Annotated in this window: 20 protein-coding genes; 13 read left to right on the forward strand and 7 right to left on the reverse strand. The window is 42.1% G+C overall.

The window, feature by feature from the left end; translation table 11 throughout:
* Positions 1 to 53: 53 nt before the first annotated feature.
* The 4 genes from AQ505_RS01915 to AQ505_RS01935 all read right to left on the reverse strand — a co-directional run bounded on the left by AQ505_RS01915 (position 54) and on the right by AQ505_RS01935 (position 11696).
* Positions 54 to 944: a PorP/SprF family type IX secretion system membrane protein gene (locus tag AQ505_RS01915; RefSeq protein ID WP_062550850.1), complete on the reverse strand. Its 891-nt coding sequence runs from the start codon at positions 942 to 944 to the stop codon at positions 54 to 56.
* A 44-nt stretch (positions 945 to 988) separates the two neighbouring features.
* A complete protein-coding gene (locus tag AQ505_RS01920) occupies positions 989 to 9622 on the reverse strand; it encodes an MBG domain-containing protein (protein ID WP_062546625.1) in 8634 nt (2877 codons plus the stop codon).
* Between the two features lie 34 nt (positions 9623 to 9656).
* Positions 9657 to 10223, reverse strand: coding sequence for a phage tail protein (locus AQ505_RS01925; protein ID WP_062546626.1), 567 nt, complete (start codon positions 10221 to 10223; stop codon positions 9657 to 9659).
* Between the two features lie 474 nt (positions 10224 to 10697).
* Positions 10698 to 11696: an LCP family protein gene (locus AQ505_RS01935; RefSeq protein ID WP_062546628.1), complete on the reverse strand. Its 999-nt coding sequence runs from the start codon at positions 11694 to 11696 to the stop codon at positions 10698 to 10700.
* Between the two features lie 144 nt (positions 11697 to 11840).
* On the opposite strand from AQ505_RS01935, the gene AQ505_RS01940 reads away from it, so the two are divergent.
* From AQ505_RS01940 to AQ505_RS01955, 4 genes are all read left to right on the forward strand, one after another.
* Complete coding sequence (locus AQ505_RS01940; protein ID WP_062546629.1) at positions 11841 to 13142, forward strand: nucleotide sugar dehydrogenase; 1302 nt, start codon at positions 11841 to 11843, stop codon at positions 13140 to 13142.
* A 246-nt stretch (positions 13143 to 13388) separates the two neighbouring features.
* Complete coding sequence (locus tag AQ505_RS01945) at positions 13389 to 14090, forward strand: outer membrane beta-barrel protein (protein WP_062546630.1); 702 nt, start codon at positions 13389 to 13391, stop codon at positions 14088 to 14090.
* Positions 14091 to 14146: 56 nt separating this feature from the next.
* On the forward strand, positions 14147 to 16456 hold the full coding sequence (locus tag AQ505_RS01950; RefSeq protein WP_062546631.1) for a TonB-dependent receptor: 2310 nt from the start codon (positions 14147 to 14149) through the stop codon (positions 16454 to 16456).
* Positions 16446 to 17603, forward strand: a complete 1158-nt coding sequence (locus tag AQ505_RS01955) for a PepSY-associated TM helix domain-containing protein (protein ID WP_062546632.1) — start codon at positions 16446 to 16448, stop codon at positions 17601 to 17603. Before AQ505_RS01950 ends, AQ505_RS01955 begins: the two co-directional genes overlap by 11 nt.
* On the opposite strand, the gene AQ505_RS01960 is transcribed toward AQ505_RS01955, so the two are convergent.
* Positions 17595 to 18236, reverse strand: a complete 642-nt coding sequence (locus AQ505_RS01960; RefSeq protein ID WP_062546633.1) for a hypothetical protein — start codon at positions 18234 to 18236, stop codon at positions 17595 to 17597. The two genes, AQ505_RS01955 and AQ505_RS01960, sit on opposite strands and share 9 nt — an antisense overlap.
* 437 nt (positions 18237 to 18673) lie before the next feature.
* On the opposite strand from AQ505_RS01960, the gene AQ505_RS01965 reads away from it, so the two are divergent.
* The 9 genes from AQ505_RS01965 (at position 18674) to AQ505_RS02005 (ending at position 24606) form a co-directional block, all read left to right on the forward strand.
* The gene (locus tag AQ505_RS01965) at positions 18674 to 20188 is read left to right on the forward strand and encodes a hypothetical protein (protein WP_062546634.1); all 1515 of its coding nucleotides are present in this window, start codon (positions 18674 to 18676) and stop codon (positions 20186 to 20188) included.
* A 142-nt stretch (positions 20189 to 20330) separates the two neighbouring features.
* On the forward strand, positions 20331 to 20960 hold the full coding sequence (locus tag AQ505_RS01970) for a DUF6266 family protein (RefSeq protein WP_062546635.1): 630 nt from the start codon (positions 20331 to 20333) through the stop codon (positions 20958 to 20960).
* Positions 20960 to 21241: a helix-turn-helix domain-containing protein gene (locus AQ505_RS01975; protein WP_062546636.1), complete on the forward strand. Its 282-nt coding sequence runs from the start codon at positions 20960 to 20962 to the stop codon at positions 21239 to 21241. The genes AQ505_RS01970 and AQ505_RS01975 overlap by 1 nt, the downstream gene beginning before the upstream one ends.
* A gap of 167 nt (positions 21242 to 21408) precedes the next feature.
* Positions 21409 to 22059 (forward strand): DUF6266 family protein, encoded by a 651-nt coding sequence (locus AQ505_RS01980; protein ID WP_062546637.1) that lies wholly within the window; start codon positions 21409 to 21411, stop codon positions 22057 to 22059.
* Between the two features lie 68 nt (positions 22060 to 22127).
* Complete coding sequence (locus AQ505_RS01985) at positions 22128 to 22490, forward strand: hypothetical protein (protein WP_082461727.1); 363 nt, start codon at positions 22128 to 22130, stop codon at positions 22488 to 22490.
* Positions 22409 to 22987: a peptidoglycan-binding protein gene (locus tag AQ505_RS01990; RefSeq protein WP_231635008.1), complete on the forward strand. Its 579-nt coding sequence runs from the start codon at positions 22409 to 22411 to the stop codon at positions 22985 to 22987. The genes AQ505_RS01985 and AQ505_RS01990 overlap by 82 nt, the downstream gene beginning before the upstream one ends.
* Positions 22984 to 23385 (forward strand): hypothetical protein, encoded by a 402-nt coding sequence (locus AQ505_RS01995; RefSeq protein WP_062546639.1) that lies wholly within the window; start codon positions 22984 to 22986, stop codon positions 23383 to 23385. Before AQ505_RS01990 ends, AQ505_RS01995 begins: the two co-directional genes overlap by 4 nt.
* On the forward strand, positions 23373 to 24005 hold the full coding sequence (locus AQ505_RS02000) for a DUF6266 family protein (RefSeq protein ID WP_062546640.1): 633 nt from the start codon (positions 23373 to 23375) through the stop codon (positions 24003 to 24005). Before AQ505_RS01995 ends, AQ505_RS02000 begins: the two co-directional genes overlap by 13 nt.
* A 25-nt stretch (positions 24006 to 24030) precedes the next feature.
* Positions 24031 to 24606 (forward strand): hypothetical protein, encoded by a 576-nt coding sequence (locus AQ505_RS02005; RefSeq protein ID WP_062546641.1) that lies wholly within the window; start codon positions 24031 to 24033, stop codon positions 24604 to 24606.
* A 47-nt stretch (positions 24607 to 24653) separates the two neighbouring features.
* Here the strand turns inward: AQ505_RS02005 and AQ505_RS02010 are convergent, their stop codons facing one another.
* Together AQ505_RS02010 and AQ505_RS02015 are read right to left on the reverse strand one after the other, a co-directional pair.
* Positions 24654 to 25349, reverse strand: coding sequence for an Rpn family recombination-promoting nuclease/putative transposase (locus AQ505_RS02010; RefSeq protein WP_197286277.1), 696 nt, complete (start codon positions 25347 to 25349; stop codon positions 24654 to 24656).
* The gene (locus AQ505_RS02015; protein ID WP_062546643.1) at positions 25294 to 25500 is read right to left on the reverse strand and encodes a PD-(D/E)XK nuclease family transposase; all 207 of its coding nucleotides are present in this window, start codon (positions 25498 to 25500) and stop codon (positions 25294 to 25296) included. The genes AQ505_RS02010 and AQ505_RS02015 overlap by 56 nt, the downstream gene beginning before the upstream one ends.
* Positions 25501 to 25643 lie beyond the last annotated feature (143 nt).

Consider the following 25643-nt stretch of genomic DNA (forward strand, 5'->3'; position numbering starts at 1 on the left):
CATGCTGAACAGCACAATGTAGCCTTTGCTGAGCTGTATTTTATCAGCTCCGTTTATTTTCCAAGGTTCAGTCTGAGGTTCAGCTCAAAACTACCATTGGTATACTTGCTCAATGCGGAAGTCTGTGTGGTATAGTTGCCAGAGATCAGGTATTTCTTTCTAAAGTCCATTCCTAAACCAAAAGTTGCATTTTCTGTGCTGTGGTATAGTGCAGTCAGGAATACCTGTTTGTTGGCAATTTCCAGCTGTGCACCGGCATCCCAGATGTTATCATAACCTTGAACCCCTCTGTAAGCTACTTTCGGCTCCAGGTCGAAACCATTTTCCCCTTCAGATAAATTCACACGGTAACTTGCGGCGGCATAAAAAGTAGATACGTCGGCCAGCTTAATCACATCCTTTTTCAGCACACTTTTCAGATTGGGAATGGAAGCTTGAACCGTTAGTTTTTTTGTGGTATAGGCCGCTCCAAAATCACCATCCAGGTAAGTTTTTCGGTCGTTATACTGACCAACCCCCGGATCATTTGGATTGCCATTAATGTCACTGTTTTCTAATCGCTGACTCATAAAACCGATAGACACCCCGAAATGAAGCTGATTGTCGTCGTTATTCATTTTGAGGTGATAGGCATAAGTTCCCACTACCCGTGTTTGTCTCTGCAGACCTGCGCTTTCATTGTATACATTCAAGCCCAGCCCCACCTTATTAAAACCATAATCAGCAGTAACATTCTGGGTCAGTGGAGATCCTGGTACATTGCTCCATAATTTACGATAAGCGGCATTGAACCTCAGCCCCTGATTAGCTCCCGCCATTGCCGGATTGATCAGATATTGATTGGTATAATATTGTGCGGCTAAAGGATTCAGCTGTGCTTTGGCAGTGCTGCCGATGGTGAAAACCATCAGCAGACCTAAACCATATTTATAAATTTTGTTCATCTTGAAGATGTTTGAGTCGGTGAAATTGAAAGTTAAAGCGTTCATTAGTTCTCTCTTACAATGGTGATAAATCCTTTGAATTTCTGTCTGTCTTTACCAAAGTCGATGACATAATAATAGGTGCCCTCAGACAGCGGCATGCCATTCAGCATTCCGTCCCAGCTGTTGTCATAGCTCCTTTTACCATAAACCATTCTCCCTGATTTATCGAAGATTTTCACCTCATTATTAGGATAGAAGTCAATGTTCTCAATGATCCATTTGTCGTTGTAACCATCACCATTTGGCGTTAAAATGTTGGTGGCTTTGATGGTCACCAGGTCATCCAGCACATTTACGGTAAAGCTTTTCTGCTCCGAACAACCACTGGCATTGGTCGCGGTAACCGTGTAAGTGGTCGTTTCTCTAGGTCTAACTGTAAGGCTGGCACTCGTCTGACCGCTCACAATGCTATTGTGAACTGCCCAAACATAGCTGCTGCCACCGCTGGCGGTTAATACCAGGGTTTCACCTTTGCTGACATCCGTGCTGCTGCTATTGTTGTTCCTGCCAATGTTGGCATTAATCGCAATGACAGGAAGTGGATTTACAGTCAATACAAACGTTCTGCTATAAGTATCTACACCACCATTGTTTGTTCCGCCATCGTCTTTTACGGTAACGGTGATCGTGCTGGTACCTGAAGCGCCATTTTTAACACGGTAGCTGAGGAGCGCTTTGCCGCCAGAACTAGGTGCTACTGTTAAACTTTGTAACAATGCAGCATTACTACCGGATGCGGTAATGGTCGTGTTTTGTCCAGATTCCGGACCAGCACTGATGCCTGTTAAATCAATAGTTTGTGTGCTGGTGGTATAACAAATCGTTTTGCTGGCCATCACATCCAGTGTAGGGATTTCATTGACATCACTCAGGTTGATGCTGAAGGTTTTGTCGAGAGAGAAACCATGCTGTGTCGTACTTCTTACGTTTACACTGTACACTTTCTTAGTTTCATAATCCAGGCTTGCTGCGGTTAACAGCTGATCACCGGAGATGCGGAAAGCTGCATTGTCTGTGTCACCGCTTCCAGTCGCCAGACTATAAGTAAAGGTAGCCTGCGGATCATCAGCAGTACTGCTCAATACACCTGCTTTAGTTCCTGCAATCTGATTTTCATAAAGCGCAGCTGCAGTAAGTAGTATATTTGTTGGTGCACCTGCTTTTACGGTCAGTACCCCATTTACATTTGTAATCTGATAGTTCATTCCTGTTGCGCCTGAAGGCACAATCGGATAGGTTCCAATCGGACTGCTAATGGTGGCCACAGATGTAAATGTTCCTTTGCTGGTCAATACGGACTCATTATCGCCATTTACAAAACCAGTAAACTGACCGGTAAACACTGGATTTGCAGTGCCTACAAATTTCGTTTGCGAATCTGCAGTAACGGTTAAAGGAGCAGGGTCAATCAGGAACGGGCCTTCGGTAAGGGTAACTGCATAATCGGTACTTGCAGCTAAAGTTCCTTTAGAAATTACATAGTTTCCTTTATTTTCTCCTGGACTTCTACTGAGGATACCTGTAAATACATCACCACTTTCCAATACTGGGTTGACGGTGTAAGTCAGCGGCGGATCTACAGTGCCATAAGTTTTCCTGATCGGGTCAACCTGAACCGAAATTGCTTTAGGGGCAATAGAAAGGTTGGCAGGGGTATAAGCAAGGATGTAGTTCGAACTTAGCGTGAGTCCACCTTGTCCGATTGCATAGTTCCCCACATGATCACCCGTTAGGCGAGTTAATGTACCAGTAAAGGTATCACCGATTTTTAAGGCTGGGGTAAAATTATAGTCGAATGCCGGGTCTGCCTCGCCGTAAATTTTAGTTTTTGCTTTCGCGGTAACATGAATAGTTTCCGAGCCGATGGTGAAATTGGCAGGCGTATAATTCAAGGTATAGTTTGAATTTAAAGCAAGATCTCCTTTTCCGATCACATAGGTGTTGACATTTTCACCAGCTGCACGGGATAGTGCACCAGTAAAGGCATCACCAGATTTTAATGCCGGTGTAAAGTTGTAATCCAATGCCGGATCTGCTGCTCCATATACTTTGCTTTTCGCGATCGCAGTTACATTAATGGTTTTTAAGCCTATGGTTAAATTAGCAGGCGTATAATTTAGGGTATAGTTTGCACTTAAAGCAAGATCTCCTTTTCCGATCACATAGGTATTGACATTTTCACCGACTGCTCGGGATAGTGCACCAGTAAAGGCATCACCAGTTTTTAATGCAGGTGTAAAGTTGTAATCCAATATCGGGTCTGCATCGCCGTACACTTTGCTTTTCGCGATCGCAGTTACGTTAATGGTTTTTAAGCCTATGGTTAAATTAGCGGGTGTATAATTTAGGTTATAGTTTGCACTTAAAGCAAGATCTCCTTTTCCGATCACATAGGTGTTGACATCTTCACCAGCTGCACGGGATAGCGCACCTGTAAAGGCATCACCATTGATCAATGCCGGAGTCGAAGTGTAAGTCAGTTCAGGATCAGTATCGCCGTAAACTTTAGATTTTGCTTCGGCAAGCACGGCAATGTCTTTTTTGCCGATCTGCAGCGTAGCACCAGGGTTAAAGGCCAAGGTGTAGTTGTTACTGACTACTAGATCGCCTAGCGACAAGTCATAACTGCCTACATTTTCTCCGGCAACTCTACCCAATTGACCAGTAAACACGTCTCCGTTGATTAATGCCGAACTGCTGGTATAACCAAATATTGGATCAGCATCACCATAAGTTTTGGTGTTACTTACCGCAGTAATTGCAATGGCTTTCGGTGTAATACTCAGGTTGGCAGGCGTAAATGACAGGTCGTAATTTGTAGTGCTTAAAGTTAGATCTCCTAAGTTAATAGGATAGCTGCCTACGTTAGTTCCTGCAGTTCTGCCTAGCTTTCCTGTAAACACATCTCCATTTGCTAAAGGAGTCGATAACGTATAAGGTAATGATGCCGGGTCTGCATCACCATAAACCTGGCTTACTGCCGTAGCAGCTACCTGAATTGTTTTTTTGGTAATGGCATAATTTTCAGCAGCTAACTGCAAGGTGTAATTTTGCGGGTTACTAACTGCCAGGCTACCGATTCCAATGGCATAATTGCCAACTGCCGAACCTGTAGTTCTACCCATAGCACCGCTGAAACTATCCCCATTTAATAAAGCTGGACTGGAGGTATAAGTGATGATGCCATCTAAATCACCATAAACTTTTCCTTGTCCGGCGTTTGCAACAATGTTGATGACTTTCGGTTGGATGGTAAAATTAGTAATGCCTGGGGCTAAACTCAAGGTATAGTTACTATTTACAGCCAATGTTCCAATGTTGATCGGATAATTATTTGGCGTTTCTCCTGAGCTTCTTCCTAATGCTCCAATAAAGGTATCACCTATTTTAAGTGCAGGATTAAAGGAATAATTTATGACAGGATCTGGATCACCAAATTGTTTACTGCTAGGTTGTGGCGTAATGCTGATCGCTAAAGGAGTGATCCTTACTGCGCCTCCTGGAGCTAAGTTCAGTGCATAGTTTGGTCCTGCCGATAGTGTTCCCAATGTAAATGGATAATATCCAACAGCTGTACCCGGAACCCTTTCTAAAGCTCCTGTGACTGGAAGACCAGATATGACAGGGCTGATGTCGTATTCCAGTGTCTCCGGATCGGGGCTGTTGTATAAGGTGATATACTCCGCTCTTGGGACTACACTTAATGGTTTCTTGTTGATGGTGAAATTGGCAGGCACATAATTAATCGCATATTTATACTGATCTAAGCTGAAAGTATTTTGCTGGATTTCATAAGTTCCTGCATTTTCTCCAGCTACCCTGGCTAAGGATCCTAAGCTGACATCACTTCCTATCAGTGCCGGACTAATGGTAGGGCTAGTTAAAGCAGGCTCCAAATCTCCAAAGGTTTTCGCCTGAGCAGTAGCTGTTACTGTAACTGGTTTTCGATTGATTTGTAATACTCGGATGACTGCTGGGGCATAAGTATAACTTGCATTTCCAGGTTGGGTGGCAATGATAGAAACTGATTGTAGGTTGTTTACACCTACAACAGTTACTGTATTTCCTGAAATCGTAGCGAGTGCAGGTTCGTTGGAGGTTAAAGTAACGGGTAAACCAGAACTACTAGTGGCGGTAATCGTAAATGAACTGCCGTACTCTGCCGGTTCAGGCTGATTAAAAGTAATGGTTTGGCTATTTAAAGGGATTCCAGTGACAGTGGAGCTGCTGGCCTGATTCCCAGCGGCATCATACACGCGAAGTGCATAGGAATAGGTTTGGAAATTTGTCAGACCTGTCTGCGTGAAGGTCATTGGGTTCGTCGCATCAGCGGCAAGAACTGTAGTCAGGACATTATTTCCCAAAGGACCAGTATTACCGCCTATCAGCTCATATTTCGCATAGTCAGAATTTAAAAACCAAATCATTACATTTTGCTGATCTCCAGCAGTTACTCCTAAGAAGTTAGGCGCAATAGGTAGGGTTTTATCAAAAGTAACGCTTGATGCATTGTTAGTATTGGTGACTGTCAGACTCTGGTTTCCTGCTAAATCAATAGTTACGATATTAAAGGTCAGTACTCCCTCCGTGTTTAAAGCGCTCAGGATTTTTGTAGCAGTATATACGTTGTTCCCGTTATTGATTAGGGTCGTTGCTGGCAAACCATCAATTAGCACTGTCGCAGTTACGGATTCAGATGCAGTAAAGGTTAAGCTGACCTGGTCTCCAGGTTTCGCCAAAGCAGGGTTTGGGTTGTTACTAGCGATGCTTACATTACTGATCAATGGGACCGTGGTGTCGATAGTTACGTTTTTACCAGTGCTCACATTTGTCACCTGTATTCCTAAATTTCCAGCAACATCCTCGAAGTCGATGGTAAAAGGAATAACTCCGTTTGTAGCCAGGTTTGGTACCGTATAAGTGGCCAAATAGGTACTGCCAACTTTTGTTGTGGCCACGAAAATTCCGGCTATCGTAACCAGAGGGTTACTTAAATCTTCACTAGATGTAAATGATAGTGTAACAACTGATCCGACTTTTGCATAAGCTGGCTGTCCAGAAACGTTAGAAATAAAAGTTAATGAAGCAGGAATTGTTGGTGGTGTTTTATCATAGAGAACTGCAGAAGAATTTGTGGTTGTGGTTCTAGGTAAGCCTGCATTTCCCGCAAGATCAGCATAAGTGATATTGAAAAGAATCTGTCCATCGTTGTCTGTAGCCAACATAGTATAGGTGGCTACCCAATTGTTCCCTGACGGATTTGCAAGTGTTGCTGGATTTCCACTGATGGTGACTGTAGGTGTACCAATTTGTTCGGAAGTGCTGAAATTGAGCGTAATGGTCTCACCGGCGATTGCGATACTGCCATTCCCATTATGATTAGAATTTATACTAGCGGAAGTAATCGTTGGTAAAACTTTGTCAATAGTATAAGATTGACTTGGTCCAAACCCTGTCAGAATAGGGTTTAGAACCAGGTTGGCAATTCCTGTACCGCTGGAATTTAAGTTAATGGCAACTGTACCATTTCCACTTCCAGTTCCTACGGTAACCGTATAGATTGCTCCTGATCCTTCAATAGCGTTAATGGAAGATAATGGTGTGGAGCCAGTGCTGATTTGAAAATCTAATTGATCAACTCCGGTTACTGGTTCACTAAAGGTAACGGTATACTGCACAGTATTGACATTGGTAAGTTCAGTAACCGGGGTTTTTCTGACGATACTCAATACTGTTGGGGCAATTCCGTTAATGACGATACTTCTGCCATTTGCTAGAGAACCCACTGCTCCTGGAGTAGGAAGGGTAAGTAGAGCTGGGCTGGTATTCAGGTCATTAATCGTTCCTCCGTTTAAGCTCAATGCAGTGGTACTGGTAAAATCTAGTGCTGGATTGCTTTGACCTGAAAGTACCGTGTAATTGAAATTCAGGACAGCCGTTCCACTACCACCTGAGTAAGTTGCAACCGCGCCAACACCCGTATTTAAGGCGAGCTGTGGTGTTCCGGTTACGGTAACAGGCTCTGAGAAAGTCAATGAGAGAGGTAGAACTGTCCCAACTCCATGAGGACCATCTGTTGCGGTCGTGCTCACTGAAGTAATTGTGGTTGGTAAATTATCTACTACAACTTTGCTGGCATTCGTGGTTGCGGTCACCTGGCTGCCCACATTTCCAGCTAAGTCGCTGTAATCAATGGTAAAGGTAACTGGACCTTCTGGATCGCTCGAAGTCACCGTGTAATCTGCAGTATAAGAATTACTAACTTGGTTAACAGCGGTCACTGGATGTCCATTCATGGTCACGGTAATTAAGCTTAAAGCTTCAGAAGCGTCTATATTTAAGCTAACTTGATCGCCTGTTCTCGCTAAAGCGGTGTTGCTGTTGTTTGAACGGATCGTTAGTGCTGGGATGGTAGGAACTGTGGTGTCAATCGTATAGGTTTGACCTGAGGTATAGCCACCTGAGATTGCATTCCCGGTAGCCAGGCTGACAATTCCTGTTCCTGCACTCCTTAAATTCAGGCGCAAGGTGCCATTTCCAGGCCCTGTGCTTACGGCTAGGGTATAGGTCGTGCCAGATCCATTGAAAATTAATATAATTGGAGCGGTCAAGCTACCTGTGGAAGTAAGCGTGAAATCGGTTATATCTACGTTGGATACTGCTTCTGAAAAGGTAACCGTATAATTCACTGAGGTGTTTTTGGTGAGTGCAGCAGCGCCGCCTTCTCTAACAATACTAAGTACTGTTGGGCGAAGGCCATTCAGGACTATGTTGGAGCTTGCGCCCAGAGAGCCTACTGTGCCAGGACTTGCCAGTGTTATGTTCGCATTGTTTCCTGCAGCATCTTTAATGGTACCTCCATTTAAAGAAAGGGCATTGGTTCCGGTATAATCCAAATCAGGGCTGCTTTGACCTCCAGCTACCTGATAATTGAAAGTCAAGGTGGATGTACCAGTTCCACTCACATAAGATGCAAATCCGGCAGGACTTACATTCAAGGCCAGCAGAGGGCTGCCCGTAACATTGATTACTTCTGAAAAATTTATGCTGATCGGTACGTTTGATGCGATATTATAGGTGCCGCTTGTGCCGCTTACGCTGCTTACAGTTGGACTGGTGGTGTCTATGATGATGCTGGCTTTGCCTAAAGGTCCAGTTAGACCGATTGTAGGGTTAGGGAGTGTAAGTGTTGCATCATTTCCCGCAGCATCTTTGATGGTTCCGGCGTTTAAAGCAAGGGCGGTTGTATTTACATAATTTAGTGCGGCAGTACTTTGCGCTGCCAATACGGTATACTCAAATGTTATAGTTGAAGTTCCGCTGCCTGATAGGTAATTGAGCGGGGTGCTGCTCGTATTTAAAAGCAGTGTTGGTGTACCCGTTACCGTTACAGGTTCAGAGAAGTTCACAGTTACAGGAAGGACCTTTCCGGTGGTATAACTCCCATTCGCAATGGTCGTATTTACACTGCTGACAGTGGGATTAACAGCGTCTACTACAATAGCGGCGTTGGCTCCTAGAGAACCTGTTGCACCTGGGGCAGGCAATGTGAGGTCCGCATCTTCATTTTGTGGATCTTTAAGGGTTCCACCATTGAGTTCAAGAGCGTTTACGCTGCTATAATCAAGGTCAGTACTGCTTTCTCCAGCAGCTATGGTATAGGTGAAAATAAGGTCTTGGCTGTTATTTCCTGAGGTATAAGTAGCATAGGCACTGGCGCCTGAGTTGAGTTTAATTCGGGGGGTTCCAGTCACAATTACATTGTCACTGAAATTAACGGTGATCGCAATTGTTGAACCTGTAACTTTGGTTCCTGTTGAGGGAGTAGCGGTTACATCGATAGGTATACTTCCAAGTTTGAAAATTGGCTGAGCAGTAGAAAAGGCTCCACCTGCTGTACCTGGGGTTAATTCGAAAGCTGGAACAACAGTCCTAAAATCCCAGTTAGCGATATTTACAATATTTGCTAAAATACTGGCTTTTGAGCCTATTAATGTACTTGAATAAGCGCGGTAGATTTTAGCGTTTGCTCCAGCTAAATTACATTGAAAATTACCTAGTTTTAAGTTATCTGGTAGAGAGGAAACTGAAGCGGAGATGATTCCATCGGGACGCGCCCAGCCGTATTGGTCTGGAGGACTGCCTCCTGGGTTTAGTGTTGACCAGTTGGCCAGGCCATAGATAAAAGAAGGCAATGCCTCAGTACCGGTATAGATCAGCCAGGAATCTCCTGCAGCAGTTGCTATGTTAAGATTTGTCCAGCCAGCATCAATTGCAATGCTTCCTATGTTTGGAGATACTGACACTGATGGTGCAGGGCCGCCATTAATGGTAAAAGTGAAAACTGTTCCTGCGTTAATTGTTCCGGTGGTCAAGGCGATGGTTCCATCTGCAACACTAGTAACAAAAGCCAGACTAGCACCTTGCCATCCCTTATCAGTAAATTTGATGACAGTATTGGCTGCGATATTTCTTAAGGCAACTACTGCTAGATTTACAGATGTTCCTTTGTTATTGACCCCGATGATGGCTAAATCACCGGGTACCAATGTGGTTTGTGCAAAACTTGATTTTGCGAAAAAGCAAAATAAAGAAAACAGCATCAGTACCGTTATGTTTTGTGTTATCCTTTTCATAGTGAGAGCGTTAATCCGATTAAATGCATTAAATTTAGTTTCTGCTAGGGAATCCACCCACAGTGCAAATGAGGTAAGTGATGGCAAGTGTAGGCTGACATATAGAGATTGGCACACCGGCACCATTATTTCCTATTGTTGTAGTTACGGTAGGACCCGCAATTTCAACATTTGGTGCAATGGAATTGTAACCAGCTACAGGATCTGCATTGATATCTACCATTGCTGCGATTGAATTCCCTGCCACAGGAACGCTTAAATTCCCTTTTTGGTCACTTACTTTTAATACAGCTGTAGTAGCTGAGGCATGGCTGTGTACAGGCATGTTGTTGATCGAAATTTGGATAGTTTCTGCACCTATCATCTCACCAAGTAGGTGATTGGTCGGTAATGATGGTCCTTGCCCTGTTCCAATCATAGCTCGGCCCCTGAGGTCTGGAAGGCCAAAAGTGCGCTGTCCGTCTCCGCCATACGCGGTTCCTAAAAGTGAGTAAAGTGCGGTATTTTGCTGAATTTCAATAAGTTGTCCGTTGCAAGGCATAAAGCCTCTTGGTACAAAATTTCCAGCGAAAGCTCTGATCATTCCTAGATAGTCATCCATAATAAAATTGTGTTTTATGTTAGTAATTGTTTGATTTGAGTAGCGAAGTTGCTTTCCGGGTTTGAATCATAAGGACGATGGAGACCTGCGAAAGCATAATCAAGAAATTTTATTAGATAATTAAAGATGTGTTTCCTCTGTAAATCAACAAATTCAAAAATTCGTTGACTAATCAATTTACCTTCAATAAAATGGAGAATGTCCATGAGACAATTAGAGTTGAGGCGTTAATTATCATTTACTTAGTGTAAAATTATGTAAAAAAAATTACACAGTGTGTGTTTTGCGAAACTTATTTAATAAGTAACGTCGTTATAGCTTTTTGGTGTATTTTGTTGTAATATTATGATTATTTTTATAATTGATATAAAATTTTGATCATAATGATTTAATAGTCTTTACCGGATTAAATTTTTAAAATCTTGTTTTCCACATTATGGGAGGGAAGTTCCCCAATAAAACAGCGGATTATTCCTAGTTTTTCGTAGAAGTATGGGGAACCGGAAGTTTATAAATAAATTGATGTATTGCGTTACTGGTGGTTTTCAAATCTGTAGTCAAGTACCAGATGTTATTAATTCTCGTTCCTTTACTATCCTTATCCAGTGGAAACCTGGCCTGTGCTATCGTTTTATTTTTAGAATTTAAAATACTTCCGGCAAAGCTGAAAAGTGTGAAATTGTTCATGCTAGTTTCCAGATTAGGGAGGACTTCTGTGGCAAAAACGGGAAAAATTTCCTTGCCCTTCATTTTCAATTGATTGAATATGGCGATGAGTACCAGACGTTGACGCTCCGTTCTTTGGGCATCACCATGGCCAACGGCACGGATCCGGGTATAGGCAACGGCCTGCTTTCCAGTCAGTAATTGTAAGCCCGCCTGCATCAATGGTATGGCTGGTACTTTATCGTAAATAGACAGCTCATTCAGGTAGTTGTTGAGGTAAGGAAGCTCTTCAGTTTTCACTGGAATCTGGACACCCCCTAAGGCATCTACAATCTTAGCTGCGCTGTAAAAATCAACATTCATATAATCTCTGATGTCCAGATCGAAGTTTTGATTCAGGGTTTTAATAGCCAGCTGCGGACCGCCAATGGCGAAGGCGGCATTGAGCTTATTCATGCCTGAACCCTCGATATTCACATAAGTATCCCTCATGATGGACGACATTTTAATTTTCCCGCTGAGCTGATCAATAGAAATGACCATCACTACATCTGAATTTCCAGCTTCTGCTTCGGTACGTCGGTCGACTGCAAATAGGGCGATATTAACCGAAGGGTTCTGACTGCTTTTTTGTCTGGCTATAGCTTTTGCAGAAATTCCCAATGCCGCATCAGAGCGGTTCAACTGGACTACTTTTTTTGTCGCAGGAGGAGCCATAAAGTCAACCCGATTGGCTGTACTGTCTTGTGCTTTCAGCTGGAAAAATCCGAGGGCGACACAGAATAGAGATAAGACGATGGTTCTCATTTTACTTTAATGGTCTTTATGACCGGTGACTGATATTTCAATAACCGTACCTACTAACCATTAAAATTCTTTCTACCTTTAAAACGTTCTTAAAATTTTGGTCCAAAGAACCGGAAGCCGGAGCGATTGAAAAGGAAAATGTATATGAACAAAGCGTGTAAAATTGCAATTATAGGTTTAGGGTATGTGGGATTGCCACTCGCTATTGAATTCGCCAAGAAGTATAGGGTACTTGGCTTCGACATTGATGAAGTCCGGATTCAAGAGCTTTCCAATGGAGAAGACCGAACCAGAGAGGCCGATTTGGAAGAATTGCAGCAAGTACTGCAATCACAAACGCTAAATGAAGGCTTGTCACCCAGCTCCGGATTGCAGTTTTCTTACGATCCCACAGATTTGACCTCTTGTCAGATTTACATTGTTACCGTTCCTACGCCTATCAACCGCTTTAAAGCACCAGATTTGCAACCTTTACTGAAAGCCTCCGCCATGATTGCTGCGGTGTTAAAAAAAGGTGACATTGTAATTTATGAATCCACCGTTTATCCCGGATGTACAGAAGAAGATTGTGTACCTGTGCTGGAGCAATATTCTGGACTGAAGTTCAATGAAGATTTCTTCTGTGGTTACTCTCCGGAAAGGATCAATCCCGGCGACCGCATCAATACCTTAACCAAGATAAAAAAGGTGACTTCAGGATCTACACCAGAAATAGCGGAACAAATAGATCAGCTATATGGACAGATCATCACTGCCGGTACACATAAAGCACCAAGTATCAAAGTAGCTGAAGCGTCGAAAGCCATAGAAAATGCACAAAGGGATGTCAACATCTCTTTTGTCAATGAGCTGGCCCTGATTTTCGACCGCATCGGGATTGACACCACAGATGTGATCGAAGCTGCAGGGACAAAATGGAACTTCCTGAAATATAAGCCAGGATTGGTAGGCGGCCATTGTATCGGGGTAGATCCCTATTATCTGGCCCATAAAGCAGAATCACTAGGTTATCATCCGCAAGTCATCCTGTCGGGGAGAAGGGTAAACGACAACATGGGCATGTTTGTGGCCAATAAAGTAGTCAAACTGATGATCGCTAAAGGCTACCCGGTAAAAGGAGAGAAGGTGCTGATACTCGGTTTTGCATTTAAAGAGAATTGTCCGGATGTCAGAAATACAAGAGTGATCGATATTTATCAGGAATTACAGCAGTTCGGGATGGAGATTAATGTCTATGATCCATGGGCAGATCCTCAGCTGGTGAAACAGGAATATGGTTTTCATCTTGATAAAACCTTAATAGATAAAAACTATAAGGCCATTATTGTGGCCGTTTCCCATCAGGAGTTTTTAGCTTTCGATTATGGAAAATACCAGCAGGATGGAGCGATTATTTTTGATACGAAATCATTTATTGACCGCAAATTTACTGATGCGCGACTTTAGTGAAAAACAAAATAACAATTCTTATATTGTGGCACGTTTTTAGTTAACTAGAATCAAAATAGATTATTCTTCAATGTTTTACCATGCGCTCCGGCCGTTTTTCCTTTCGGAAAACGTTTCTTCTAAATCATTAGTCAAGGGGTCATGCTCAGATTCCCGGAATAACGAAATCAATTTTTTATTTATTGCTTATCCTAAATATTGCTGTATTTTTATAGCTCAATTAAAATCCGTGGGGGAAAATTAATGAAAAAACACTTACTCATTTTAGTCCTGTTATTATCTGGAGGAACCGCGTTTTCTCAGATGAATGCAGACTACAATTACTCGATCACCTTAAGAGGTTATGGGTCAATGCAAATGCCGAAGCTCTTTAATGAGACTGATCCTGTTAAATATATCAATACCTATTTCTCGGGAATCACGGTGAAATTTAACGACAACCAGATCAATTACCGATTGAGTGGAAGTTACATTAAACAAGGGAAAAGCTTCCATAATAACTGTAACAATTGTGAGATTGTTTCCGGTGATGTGACCGATTATATGTTTAAAGTAGGTTTTGAAAAGAACATGAACTTCTCCAGAGTTCAGCCCTATATAGGTGCAGACATTGGCTATAGAGCCAATAGATTTGTTGGAACTTCAACGAATGCGAATCCTTTAAAAGCACAGGTTGTTGCAGACGCAACCCTATATCCTAATAAAATGGAAACCTCGAAAAATGGATTCCTGCTGTCTCCGGTAGTAGGTATTAAGTTTCATCCGGCTCCGCAGTTTACCATATTTGTAGAAAGCAGTCTCGACTTCTTCTATTCTTATGAAAGACAAGAAGCGGTAACGGAAGATGTAAATAATACCCGCTCTTTTACCAGAACTAATAAATCAGAATTTTTGCTGAATCCTGTTTCCGTTGGCCTAAGCTTTCATTTAGGAAGTAATAAATAGAATTAATTTTATACTTTTGCGCTTTATTTAGATTAATTTCAAATAGGGTGTTGGGGATGATAAAAAGAGTTTTACTACTGAGCCTATTGGTTTTGCCAATCGGTGTTTTTGCACAAAGCGTGGTTAAAGGACAAGTGACGAACCAAAAAGGTACGCCAGTTTCCAACATAATTATAACCCTTCAGGGGAAAAATAAAACCAGTCAGACAGACCTGACTGGTTTTTATGCATTTAATGGTTTAGACAGTGGAAAGTATAAATTAACTGCTTCCGGTGTCGGCTATCAGCCAGTCTCTAAATCTTTAGTGTTGAATGGTAATGAGGAGCAGATCGTTAATTTTTCCATCTTAAGCGATGCCGGCGATCTGAATGAGGTGATCGTAACCGCCTCCAGAACTGCAGAAACTTTAAAAGATGTGCCCTCTTCTGTAAAGATCTTAAACTCAAAACAGATCGAGATGCAAAGAGGAATCTCTACCGATCTGAACCAGATTTTAACCTATAATATTCCCGCATTAACCTTAGGGACCAATACCGTGGTGAACAAAGGGCAAACGCTAAGAGGTAGAAATGCCTTAGTGATGATCGATGGGATTCCACAATCCACACCGCTTAGAAATGGGGAGCGCGATTTCAGAAGTATCGATCCTTTTGTGATCGATAAGATAGAGGTGATTGAAGGTTCTACCGCCATTTATGGCAACGGTGCTGACGGCGGGATCATTAACTATATCACCAAAAAGGCTGATACCAGTAAAAAATTCAGCTCCCTTTCGGAACTTTCTTCGACAGGTTCCTTGGTCAGTCCAAGACATTCTTTTGGCACCCGTTTCTCGCAGTTATTTACGGGAAAAGTCAACAAATTAGACTATGTGCTGAGCGGAACCTATGAGCATACTGGAGTCAATAAAGACGCGGATGGAAAAGTGGTTTCTCCTTTTCAGTCGCTAAGTGAAACCAATAGTAAGAATATTTATGCCAAATTAGGCTATAACATCAACCCGAAGAACCGCATCGAGGTGATGTATAATTATTACCATACGCTGCAAAATAGTAGCTATGTGGATTCTGCGGGTATTTATGGTGAGCGCCCGATTACCGGAAAACCAGGTACACCCATTGGTGATAAACAAGGTACTCCTTACAACCACAATGCCTATATTCAGTACACCAATTCCGAAATTTTTAAAGGTACTTCCCTGAATGTGAACCTATACCTGCAGGATTTCTACTCTATTTTTGAGTACTCTGATTTTTATAAGCCAGCAGGAAATTCGGCAATCGCCTCCAGGAAAAAAGGGGCAAGGTTTAATTTCAATACCCAATACCATATCGTAGATCAGGTAAAAGGGGATGTGACTTATGGTTTAGATGTGTTGAACGACATCACCAAGCAAAACCTAACCGATGGGAGGGAGTTTGTGCCGGAGATGAACATGAAAAATTTTGCGCCTTATGCGCAGCTGCGGACTTTCCTATTCGAAAACCTCGTATTTAAAGCAGGAGCACGCTATGAAAATATCACACTCGGTGTACCTGATTATACCACCATTCCATTCGGAAATTATAAAGGTGGTGTAGCGGTTAAAGGAGCCGATTTAAGTTACCATACTTTAGTGTATAATGCAGGACTGAGATATAGTAAATGGAATTTGTTTAATCCTTTTGTGAGTTTCTCTCAAAGTTTTTCTCTGTACGACCTGGGCAGAACACTTCGCCTAAGTGCAGTGGATGATGTGAGCAAAATTGAAACAAAAGCGATCATCACCAATAATTATGAGGTAGGTTTTAGCAGCAGCTGGAAGCAACTAAATGTAACTGCTGCTTATTATGTGAGCACTTCCGCTTTAGGCTCCAGCTTAAAAGATGTGAACGGTGTGGCTGTTCCTGAAAGGGCACCAGAACGGGTAACAGGCTTTGAAGCTACTGCAAACTATACCTTCCTGCCAAACCTTTCTATGTCTGTGGGTTATTCTCATTTGGAGGGTACAAAGGAAGTAAATGGTAAGAAATTACCCTTACCTACCACTAGAATAGGTCCTGATAAATTTACCAGCAGTGTCAGCTATTCGCCTTTAAAAGCATGGGACCTGAGTGTGTTCTGGATCTACTCCGGTTCAAGAAAAGAATTTTTACCGGATGCCAAAGGGAATTATGCGCTTGGTGAAGGACCAGTAAATTCATTCAATTTCTTCAACCTATATACCGCTTATCATTTTACACCTAAAGCGACGCTGAAATTGGGAATTGATAATGTGTTGAACGCAGATTATTATCCGATATTGTCGCAAGGGAAGGTGCGTACAGAATCTTATATCAAAGCGAATGGCGCACGCTATAACCTAACCATGGCTTATGCTTTTTAAACGTTTCGCCGCTTTTATACACCTTTGGGGAGGTTTGTTAATCGGTTCCCTGATTGTGGTGATTTCGATCACCGGCTGTATCACCGTGTTCAGTGAGGAGTTGTTTGCTATTTTTCACAAGGAGTTGGTTTCGGTAAAATCAGCAGGTAAACCGCCTTTAAGCTTGTCAGTGCTTACAGAAAAAGCAGCTGCGGTATTGCCTGAAGGAAATAAGATCAGTAAAATCGAAATTCCAGCAGGAGAGAAAAGTTATGTGTTCATCGCACAGGAAGCGAAAAAGAAGGCGAAAGGCCTGACGTATTTTGACCAGGTCAAATATTTTAAAAAGGTATACGTAAATCCTTATACGGGTGCTGTACTCGGACAGCTGGACATGAAGTATGAGTTTTTTAATATGGTGTTACAGCTGCACAGATATCTGCTGCTGAAGAAGGATATTGGCAGCCTGATTACCGGAATTACCGTACTGATATTTCTGCTGATGCTGATCAGCGGTGTGGTCATCTGGCTTCCTAAAAAGTTCAAAAACGTAAGTAAAAAGCTGAAAATCGACTTTAAAGGTAAGTTCAAAAAGCTGAACCATCAGCTGCATACAGTTTTAGGGATGTATGTACTGCCTGTTGCGCTGGTCATTGTTTTTACCGGACTCAGCTGGTCATTTAAATGGTGGGAGTCTGGGATGCTGAAAGCGATGGGTGGCAACAAACGGGTGCTTCTGGCCAATGTACAGCCTACACCAGCTGCGGTACCATTACATGGCGCAGCATTAGATCAGGCTTTTTTTGCTTTGCAGCAACACGCGAGTGGGAATTATGAAATGATTGGTTTCACCATTCCTGCAGAAACAAAAAAATCTGCCTCCGGGTATATTACCATGCACGATAGCGGGGATGCCTGGCTGGGCATGAGCTATTTCTCTATCGACCACAATTCCGGAGCAATCTTTGACCAGATCATCCATAAAGATAAAGGTACGGCCATGAAATGGCGGAACTCTAACGAAGCAATTCATACCGGGAAAATATACGGCTGGCCAACGCAAGCGCTCGCGTTTTTTGCCAGCCTGATCTGTGCGACTTTGCCGGTAAGCGGGTTTTTAATCTGGCTTCGGAAAAGGAAAAAACAAAAGGTTCGGGTATCAACTTGATACTTCTTCCATAACTTCTTTTAGTATTTGTTCTAAGTCCCTTAATGGGGTAAAGATTTTTAACTGGTTTATATATTTATCAAGCGTAAGCTCTTCAGTTACGATTTCTTTAATTTCCAGGATTAGCGCTCTTATGACCTCTTTTGGATTTACAGCCGATAAATCTGCCAGCACAGCCAGCAATTTCATCTCGATCACCTCATGGTATAAAAAGAGCCTGTAATCTATCGTACTGATCGTTCTTACTTCATATTTAAACTTAAAATTTGTACTTTCAATACTGGTAGGCATGTTTAACCTTTCCTGCCCCAGATAGATCCTATACTGACTAACCGGAAGCCTATATTTCCTTTGCAGCATAATACCATACTCTGCCATTCGATAGGCCATATTCCGATCATTACTGCGTTGATATTCGATGTGTAAAATGAAAACCTGACCATTTTCATCCTGTACCTTTTTCAGCAGATCCGGCTTTCGTTCTTTCGTATGCTGCAAATCATCAGGCAGTTCTTCGGTAATGAAGATTTTCATGCTCAGTACCTGTTCAACAATCCCTTCCAGGTTGGCCTCCATATTCTCTTTAAATATCTTATCATATTCACTTCCCTGCCTTGGGTTTTTGAACTCCATATCTTTTATAGCTTATCTATCGAATATATATATCAATAAATTAACTAAAACAATACTTTGTGGTTTAATTGTTTCTTTTAGTGATTTTAAAATCAGGTTTTAAGTTTTGTCCTTCCTGCTTTTAAATCCGCTGCTGCGATGCGTTTCGGCTCATTTAATCTGTTATTATGATTTTATTTCAGTTTTATCAAGCCTAACTACTGCATTTTAATCCTAAATAACCAACGCTCTGCTCAAAATTATTTTACCAGTAATTAATATAACGAGCAGGGGATGTGATGCGGAACTAGTTGTCTCGTATTTGCGAATTTTTGAATCGATTTTCAGACAGATGTAACGTATTTCTATAGACAGATATTTTTATTAGGAATTTGATAATTATAAACGATTATTTGTATTGGCAATAATTTATTTATTAAGTTACTTAAATCATCATTATGATAAAGCATAATTTTCAAGACAGCTGGTCCATGAGTTTGAAGTCAGGTCTTAATCCAATTAAGGAAATCAGTTACGAACAGTTGATTGACCTGATTGCACAGGAGTATGGCAGAGAAAACTATCCAGATGATTTCATGATGCCTTCTGTGAGAAAACTGTCCATGTTTCTAGGCGTGAAACGGCATTTTGTGGAGCGTGCATATCGCCATTGGGTTAAAAGAGAGGAGATTCTTTATACTCAGAATCGGGTGGGTACATTTATGTTTGAACCTTCGATCAGTCTTCCTGTTGCCGATGTGGCTCGCCTCGCAGGATTTTCCTTCAACAAGAAATTAACTGGTTACTCAAAAACTATTGAACCTCAACCGATGAACATCCTCAGTCTGGGCAGCGCTTATCCTGTACAACTGGTAAATGTGATGGATTTAAGAGGGAACAGCAGGTCTGGAAATTCCAATGCTGCTGCACTGAATTCTGGGGATTGGGTTGCTAAAGATGCTTTAAGGGTGCTCAGAAGTAAAAAACTGATCAACAATCAATGGCAGTTTTGCATGATCCCAGATGGCAAGGCCGTGTATAAAGTGTTGAAAACGATGACTAGTCCGGGGGATGTGCTGGTCATCAACTCCAGAAACGATGCCGCATTGCTGGAAACGGCCGGAAAACTTCGGCTAAAGGTTGATTTCAGCGGTGCGGATGAACAGGGAATGTCGGTAGGAAAGCTGGAAGAAATTTGTATGCAGAAAATGGTAAAAGTGGTATTTGTACGTTTGGAAGCCGGTTTTCCTGTCCCACTCCGCATGGAGGAAAAACGATGGAATCAACTGATGCATTTATCGGAGCGATTTGGGTTTTGCCTCATCGTGCTGGATGACGACTATGAATTTCGCGACAAAGAAACTGCCGGACCAGGGCTTTCCTTAAGCGGCGGAAACTTGATTTATATTGCGCCATACAGCAAAGTTTATCCTATTCTTCATAAAACCAATATGGTTGCCGGACCTGAAAATTTCATTGCCGAACTTAAAGAACAGATAAAGAAGATCATTATTCGCTGGAACCACTCGACTGAAAAAGCATTAATGGCCGCCTTGTCTGCCTCCGAATTGAAAACCCAGTTGGAAAAAAGTAATCAATCTTGTCGAAAAGCTGCATTTATCCTGAAGGTAATGTTCGACAATTACCTCTCCGAATATGCCTCGCTGATCTTGCCAGGTGCAGGAACCTATGGCTTTATAAAGTTTAAAAAGCCGCTTATAGAATTGCGGGCCTCTAAATTCCTCCGTCACTCTTTATACCAGGAGCAGGAAAATTTCTCCTTTAATCCAAATGAACCGATCGATGGTTTCCGAATTAGTCTCTTTATCGGCGACTGGGTTTCCCTTGAAAATTCTATGAAAATGATTTCAGGAATATTGGGGAGAAAAAAGCGAGGAATTGGTCAGGTTGTGGTCGGGAAGTGTTCGGAAAGAGAAGGGCCTTATAATAGAGAGCGGGAGGGGTTCCGATAGGGGTCGCTTAGGTTTGAAATAGTCCTTGCTATTTATACCCCTACCGAACTCCTTCCTCCGGCTAAAAGCAAGCAGGTTTCTTCCCGACGAGTTGTAATCCCTTATACAATGCAAATTATTTATAAACAATTAATATACAATTATGGCAACATTTAAAAACGGTTACTGGTATGGTAAGCTAGGAAAAACGACCACTTACCCATTAAACGGCGTATTAGTTACACGGTTGATTGGTAAATCGACTAAACCTCCCACTGAATTGCAGAAAGCAGTTCGATTACGGACAAAATTGGTCTCCGCATTGCTCTTTCCGGTTAAGGAATTTATCGAGGTGGGCTATGAACGCGAGGCTCGGCGATTGAAGCTGGTCCCTCAAAATCCTGCTTTTTCTTATAACTGGAAGCATGCTGTTATTGGAAAGTTTCCGAAGTTGAAAATAGATTTTACAAAGCTGCGTCTTAGCTATGGCAATATGCCGCCACCGGTAAACCTGGAAGTTGTTGCCTCAGACAAAGGACTGGTCTTTAATTGGGGACCACAAGAAGGAGTGATGGGTACGCATTGGTCAGATCAGGTGATGTTGCTGGCCTATTTTCCGAAATTGAGAAAGTCTGCTTATATGACTGCTGGGGCTTCCCGTTATAAAGGGACAGATCTTCTGCTGGTATTTGATATTGAACATGGCCAGTTTGCCGAAACTTATATCGCCTTTGTTTCTAATGATAGAAAAAGCATTTCTGACAGTGTGTATGTCGGTAAAGTTCGCTGGTGATGAAAGAGGAATTAATGATTTTGAAAATACTGCGCCAGCTTTTGAAAGTACAGACCGATCAATTGCTTGCTTTATTGAAAATGCTGCCTGCGGATCTTCCAGTAAAAGAAGAAGAGATCTGGCTGCATACCAATGAGGTGATGCTGATCTTTCAGAAAACCCGGAAAACAATTTATAACTGGCGAAAATCAGGACACCTCAGGTTTAGGGTCAATGGTGGTACTTGCTATTATTTGAAGAAAGATGTATATGCCATCATGAAAGAAGAGCCTGGAGGCTGAAGGTAATCTGGTGTAATCTGAAAGTAAAGGCGAGTAAAGCTGGGTATAATGAGGCTGTTAATTAGTTGCTGGTGTTTTTTGAGGATACATTCGTTCAACAAATCCAAAGTACCGGTATACAGTTGATTTGAATTCACAGAATAATTAACCTTTTAAATTTTAAAATTATGGGAACCTATAAACCAGGTGCTTTTGGCCCCTTCAATGGGAGAATCGGCGATGTAGTCGCTGCAAGATGGAAGGAAATCAATGTCGTAAAAAATCGTCCGGCAAAATCGAGCAAGCCGGCAACAGCAACGCAGCTGGACCAGCGTTCAAGGTTTGGTCTGGTGACAGGCTTCGCAGGGAAAGTAGCCGAGATGATCGCTGTTGGATTTAGACAGATGAGCGGGAATTTTACCCCAACAAATGTGCTGACAAAGGCGATGATGAAAAATGCCATCATTGGCACTTATCCGGATTACAAACTGGATTACGCCAATATCAGTCTGAGTAAAGATGGAAATCTTGATCTGGGCAAAAATTTAACTGTTCAGGTGCTTCCGGGACAAACTGTTCAGGTGAGCTGGGTGCTGGATACGATGCCAGGCAAATTGCCGGAAGTGACAGACAAAGCCTATATCCTGCTTTACAATTCGGATAAGCATAAGGTCATTAAATCATGGGATGGCTTAGTGAGAGGTGATACGCCGATTACGATGTATGTACCGGGTGCTTTTGTTGGCGATGAAGTGCATTGCTGGCTATTTTTTGCCTCGGTAAAAAGCAAAGAAGTTTCTCCTACAGCCTACCTGGGCGTAGTGACGATTCTGGCCTAATTTCAAATTCCCCGGCAGGGTTTATGAGGCCCTGCCGGGTTTATTTAATCTTTAAAACCAAAAATAAGATGAATACAAAAAGAATAAAACTGTCGGTTTTCCGATGGGAGGAGCCTGTGCGGATTTTTGTGCTGCTCCTGCTGCTCTGGACTTTCGGTCCAATAGCGATTCGCTGGATGGATGATACTGCTGGAAGTGTGGATCAAAGTATCTGGCTGTTGATTTTACTCAGTTTAATTGGCTTTCTGCTGGTCACTGCCTTGAGCTGGTGGATCTTAAAGGTTTTCTGGCTGAATATGGGGCTTCCCCCAATTTTTATCATGGTTTCACGATTTAACAACTTAGAAATATGGCATCAAGTACTCTTTTTTCAGCTCTCCTTTGGCTTGCTTTTATTGGCAGCTACTGGCTGCCTGATCGCCCTTTGTTAAAATCTTTCAGGCATAATGGGCTTAAGGAACAGCAAGATGACTTTAAGTACCGCTTATTGCTGGTGAAAATCGCAAAGGGGGAATTGGGCTTAAGGGAAAAAACCGGTCGCAATGACGGGAAAAGAATTGGGGAGTTTTTAATCACGGTTGGCTTAAAGAAGCCTGAGCCCTGGTGTGCCGCTTTTATCAGCTGGGTATTTGCCGAAGCAGGTTTTGACCAGCCGAGGTCGGGATGGTCGCCAGACTTGTTTCCGGTTTCGCGATTGGCGAGGTCGGCATTGCCGGGAAATGTGATTGGAATTTATTTTCCGGAGAAGAAACGGATCGCTCATGTTGGATTGATCGAAAAGGAGGATGGTGATTGGTTGATTTCCTTAGAAGGCAATACCAATCTCACAGGAAGCATGGAGGGAGATGGGGTTTATCGGAAACGGAGACATCGGAAATCAATTGATAAGATTTCGGATTGGGTCAGTAAGGGGAGGAGGACGCCATGAACAACTTTTCCCTCTTGTTTTTATTGACTTTCATCTGCTTTATCACTAGCTGTGCGCTATTTAAAGACACGACGAAAAGCGCAAGTGAGGTATATGCAGATGCTAAGGTGATTCGCTTTTATAGTGATTCCAGCGGTTATGAAAAGGAGGTCCTGATCTGGCCGAAAGGTAATTTTAGTTATTCGCCAGGGACGGGTTTTTTTGGAGCGGCAGAAAAACTGCAGCTCAAAGAAAAAGGAGCAAGTAGAGTTGGAGGCTTAGAAATGAAATCTAAACAGTATTCAGCGGCAGAGAAAACGGTAGTTAGGGAATCCACGCTGGATGGGCTGCTATGGGTTTTGATTGCTGGAGCAGGTATTTATTTATCTTTTAAAATTTATAAAAAATGGCAATTCTGAAAAAAGGAATTTATAGCGAGATATCCGGAACACTCGGAGATTTTGTGTATTCTTCTCGAAAAGGGAGAACAGTGGTTAGCGCTAAGCCTGATCCTTTGGCTCCAAAAAAGCCTGCTACAGTAGCTCAGCAGGCTCAGCGGGAGAAATTTAAATTGATTACCCAGTTGCTGAAACCGTTTGGACCTGTTCTGGATGCAGGTTTTAAGCAGTATAAAGCTAAAATTGGCACAACAGCCAAAGCATTTAAGGAGAACTACAGTACCCTACTCAGCGGTGTTTATCCAAATCTAATCATCAACTACAAAGATTTACGGTTAAGTGCAGGAAATGCTTCCACTTTACATGATTTGAAAATAGAAGATCAGGGTGGAGGGCTTTATGCGCTCAGCTGGAAGTACTGCGCTGATGCACATAGGCGGGACGATCAGCTGGTGCTGGTGCTTTATGAAGAAGGGCAGAATAGGGTGGTTTTTACAATGGACTTGGCGAATGTTGGTCGGCAGCAAGCAGAATTTGAGGTCTGCAGCAGTCCTGGATGCAAGGTGCATGTCTATGTATTTACGCTGGGACAAAGCAAAGGAGGTAATTCTGAAAGTCGGTATTTGGGGCTGGTAGCCTAAATTTTATTTTTTAAATCGTATAAAAATGATAGCATCAAAGAATACATTGGTACGAAATAAGTTCATTTCTTGTCCGCCTTGTCCGCCGAAGAAAACGATGACAGCAAGGCAAATTGCCCATAGGAATAAGTTGAGGGCTGTAACCGCATCATTAAAAATCAGGAAGTCAGGACAGGAGAATAATATGGAGAACAAGGGGATTCAAACGGAAGCTGTTGAAATTAATCCTCCCAGGTTCTTTTCTGACCTGGATTCGAATCGGAAAATGAATTTTGAGGATGTTCAGCTGGTTGATGGATGTTCAGCCAAACTGGAAAATCTGCAATTGGAAGACAAAGGAGCTGGGCTTTTTGGTTTAAGCTGGGATGGATATGATCATCCCCTATGTAGGTATCATAATGTAGCACTAGTCTTGTTTGAGGAGGTCCGACAGCAGTTCTTTTATGAACTTGAATTTTCAAATACATGGGATCGAAAGGCGGAGTTCAGATTAGATATGTTAGCAGGATCCAAGGTGCATGTACATGTTTTTACGGTCAGATTGAAGTGGGGACGCAAAACTTCGAATTCGCCAAGTCAGTATTTGGGCGTGATTGTTTGATGTAGGAAACCATGGCGATTTAAGGGGCGCCATGGTTAATTTTTTAATTATAGGTTTTCAAGTTCTGCAATTGGAAGACCCGTTGTTTTGCAAATGATGTCTATAGGAATGTGTTCTTGAATCATGTTTTTTGCAATGCTGATGCTTTTCTTGATTGCGCCTGTAAATGCCGCATATTCTATGGTATTTTCATAGTCATTGTATGCTTTCCAATTGGAGTTATAAATCTCGCGTTCTGCTTTTGACATTTTGTTCAGTTCTGCCTGTTGAAAAACCCTAAAGAAAACTCCTTCCTGGAAGCTGACCGGTAATTGTGTTAGTTTACCCATGTTTTTAATTATATATAACCATTTATCTAAATCTGTATCTAATTCTTCTTCCTTCTTATTAAAGCAGGGTAATTCAATGGATTTAAATCCAAGCTTAATATAGAATAGCTTTCCAGTCTGCTTGTTCATTAGGGCAATGTCTTGCAGATAGGATTCCGGTTCGCTATCTGCTAGCTTAAAGTCAAGCAGTGAGATGATATATACCGATCCTAGCGGCTCTTGCCAGCGTTTGCCATTTACGATTTGTTCGTTGATCGATCTTGATAAGTAAAACACACATCTATCTCTGAAATACTTTGGCTTTTCCTGTTGCATCTCGATGATGAAATGCTCCCCATCGTCAGTTGTACATGCAATATCAAAAAAAAACCTTTTTAAAAATCTGGTGATTTCCAGCGTATTCTGTAGCGCCATATTTGACATTGATAATTTTCTTCTCTCCTTTAAAAAGCGCATTCAGGAAGGAAATCAATAATTCTGTGTTTCCATTGGTAGCAAATAGATGCTTAAAACCGAAATCAGTCAAAGGGTCTAGGAAAGGATTCGCAGCAGCAGGAGTCGTCATATACAAAAGGTTCTGGTCTAACTTCTGTATTTAAACTTCAAACAACCACTAAAAGTGAAATTATTTTTTTTTAAATTAACTTAAAGCCTGTATATGCTTTTGAAGAGGGGAATGAGCAGTGTTGTTTGTAAAGGAGGGTTGCT

This window comes from Pedobacter sp. PACM 27299, from assembly GCF_001412655.1.
Classification (GTDB): Bacteria; Bacteroidota; Bacteroidia; order Sphingobacteriales; family Sphingobacteriaceae; genus Pedobacter.

Coding starts and splice junctions, on each gene's coding strand:
- AQ505_RS01915 (WP_062550850.1), bottom strand. CDS start 944: ATGAACAAAATTTATAAATATGGTTTAGGTCTGCTGATGGTTTTCACC.
- AQ505_RS01920 (WP_062546625.1), bottom strand. CDS start 9,622: ATGAAAAGGATAACACAAAACATAACGGTACTGATGCTGTTTTCTTTA.
- AQ505_RS01925 (WP_062546626.1), bottom strand. CDS start 10,223: ATGGATGACTATCTAGGAATGATCAGAGCTTTCGCTGGAAATTTTGTA.
- AQ505_RS01935 (WP_062546628.1), bottom strand. CDS start 11,696: ATGAGAACCATCGTCTTATCTCTATTCTGTGTCGCCCTCGGATTTTTC.
- AQ505_RS01940 (WP_062546629.1), top strand. CDS start 11,841: ATGAACAAAGCGTGTAAAATTGCAATTATAGGTTTAGGGTATGTGGGA.
- AQ505_RS01945 (WP_062546630.1), top strand. CDS start 13,389: ATGAAAAAACACTTACTCATTTTAGTCCTGTTATTATCTGGAGGAACC.
- AQ505_RS01950 (WP_062546631.1), top strand. CDS start 14,147: ATGATAAAAAGAGTTTTACTACTGAGCCTATTGGTTTTGCCAATCGGT.
- AQ505_RS01955 (WP_062546632.1), top strand. CDS start 16,446: ATGCTTTTTAAACGTTTCGCCGCTTTTATACACCTTTGGGGAGGTTTG.
- AQ505_RS01960 (WP_062546633.1), bottom strand. CDS start 18,236: ATGGAGTTCAAAAACCCAAGGCAGGGAAGTGAATATGATAAGATATTT.
- AQ505_RS01965 (WP_062546634.1), top strand. CDS start 18,674: ATGATAAAGCATAATTTTCAAGACAGCTGGTCCATGAGTTTGAAGTCA.
- AQ505_RS01970 (WP_062546635.1), top strand. CDS start 20,331: ATGGCAACATTTAAAAACGGTTACTGGTATGGTAAGCTAGGAAAAACG.
- AQ505_RS01975 (WP_062546636.1), top strand. CDS start 20,960: ATGAAAGAGGAATTAATGATTTTGAAAATACTGCGCCAGCTTTTGAAA.
- AQ505_RS01980 (WP_062546637.1), top strand. CDS start 21,409: ATGGGAACCTATAAACCAGGTGCTTTTGGCCCCTTCAATGGGAGAATC.
- AQ505_RS01985 (WP_082461727.1), top strand. CDS start 22,128: ATGAATACAAAAAGAATAAAACTGTCGGTTTTCCGATGGGAGGAGCCT.
- AQ505_RS01990 (WP_231635008.1), top strand. CDS start 22,409: ATGGCATCAAGTACTCTTTTTTCAGCTCTCCTTTGGCTTGCTTTTATT.
- AQ505_RS01995 (WP_062546639.1), top strand. CDS start 22,984: ATGAACAACTTTTCCCTCTTGTTTTTATTGACTTTCATCTGCTTTATC.
- AQ505_RS02000 (WP_062546640.1), top strand. CDS start 23,373: ATGGCAATTCTGAAAAAAGGAATTTATAGCGAGATATCCGGAACACTC.
- AQ505_RS02005 (WP_062546641.1), top strand. CDS start 24,031: ATGATAGCATCAAAGAATACATTGGTACGAAATAAGTTCATTTCTTGT.
- AQ505_RS02010 (WP_197286277.1), bottom strand. CDS start 25,349: ATGGCGCTACAGAATACGCTGGAAATCACCAGATTTTTAAAAAGGTTT.
- AQ505_RS02015 (WP_062546643.1), bottom strand. CDS start 25,500: ATGACGACTCCTGCTGCTGCGAATCCTTTCCTAGACCCTTTGACTGAT.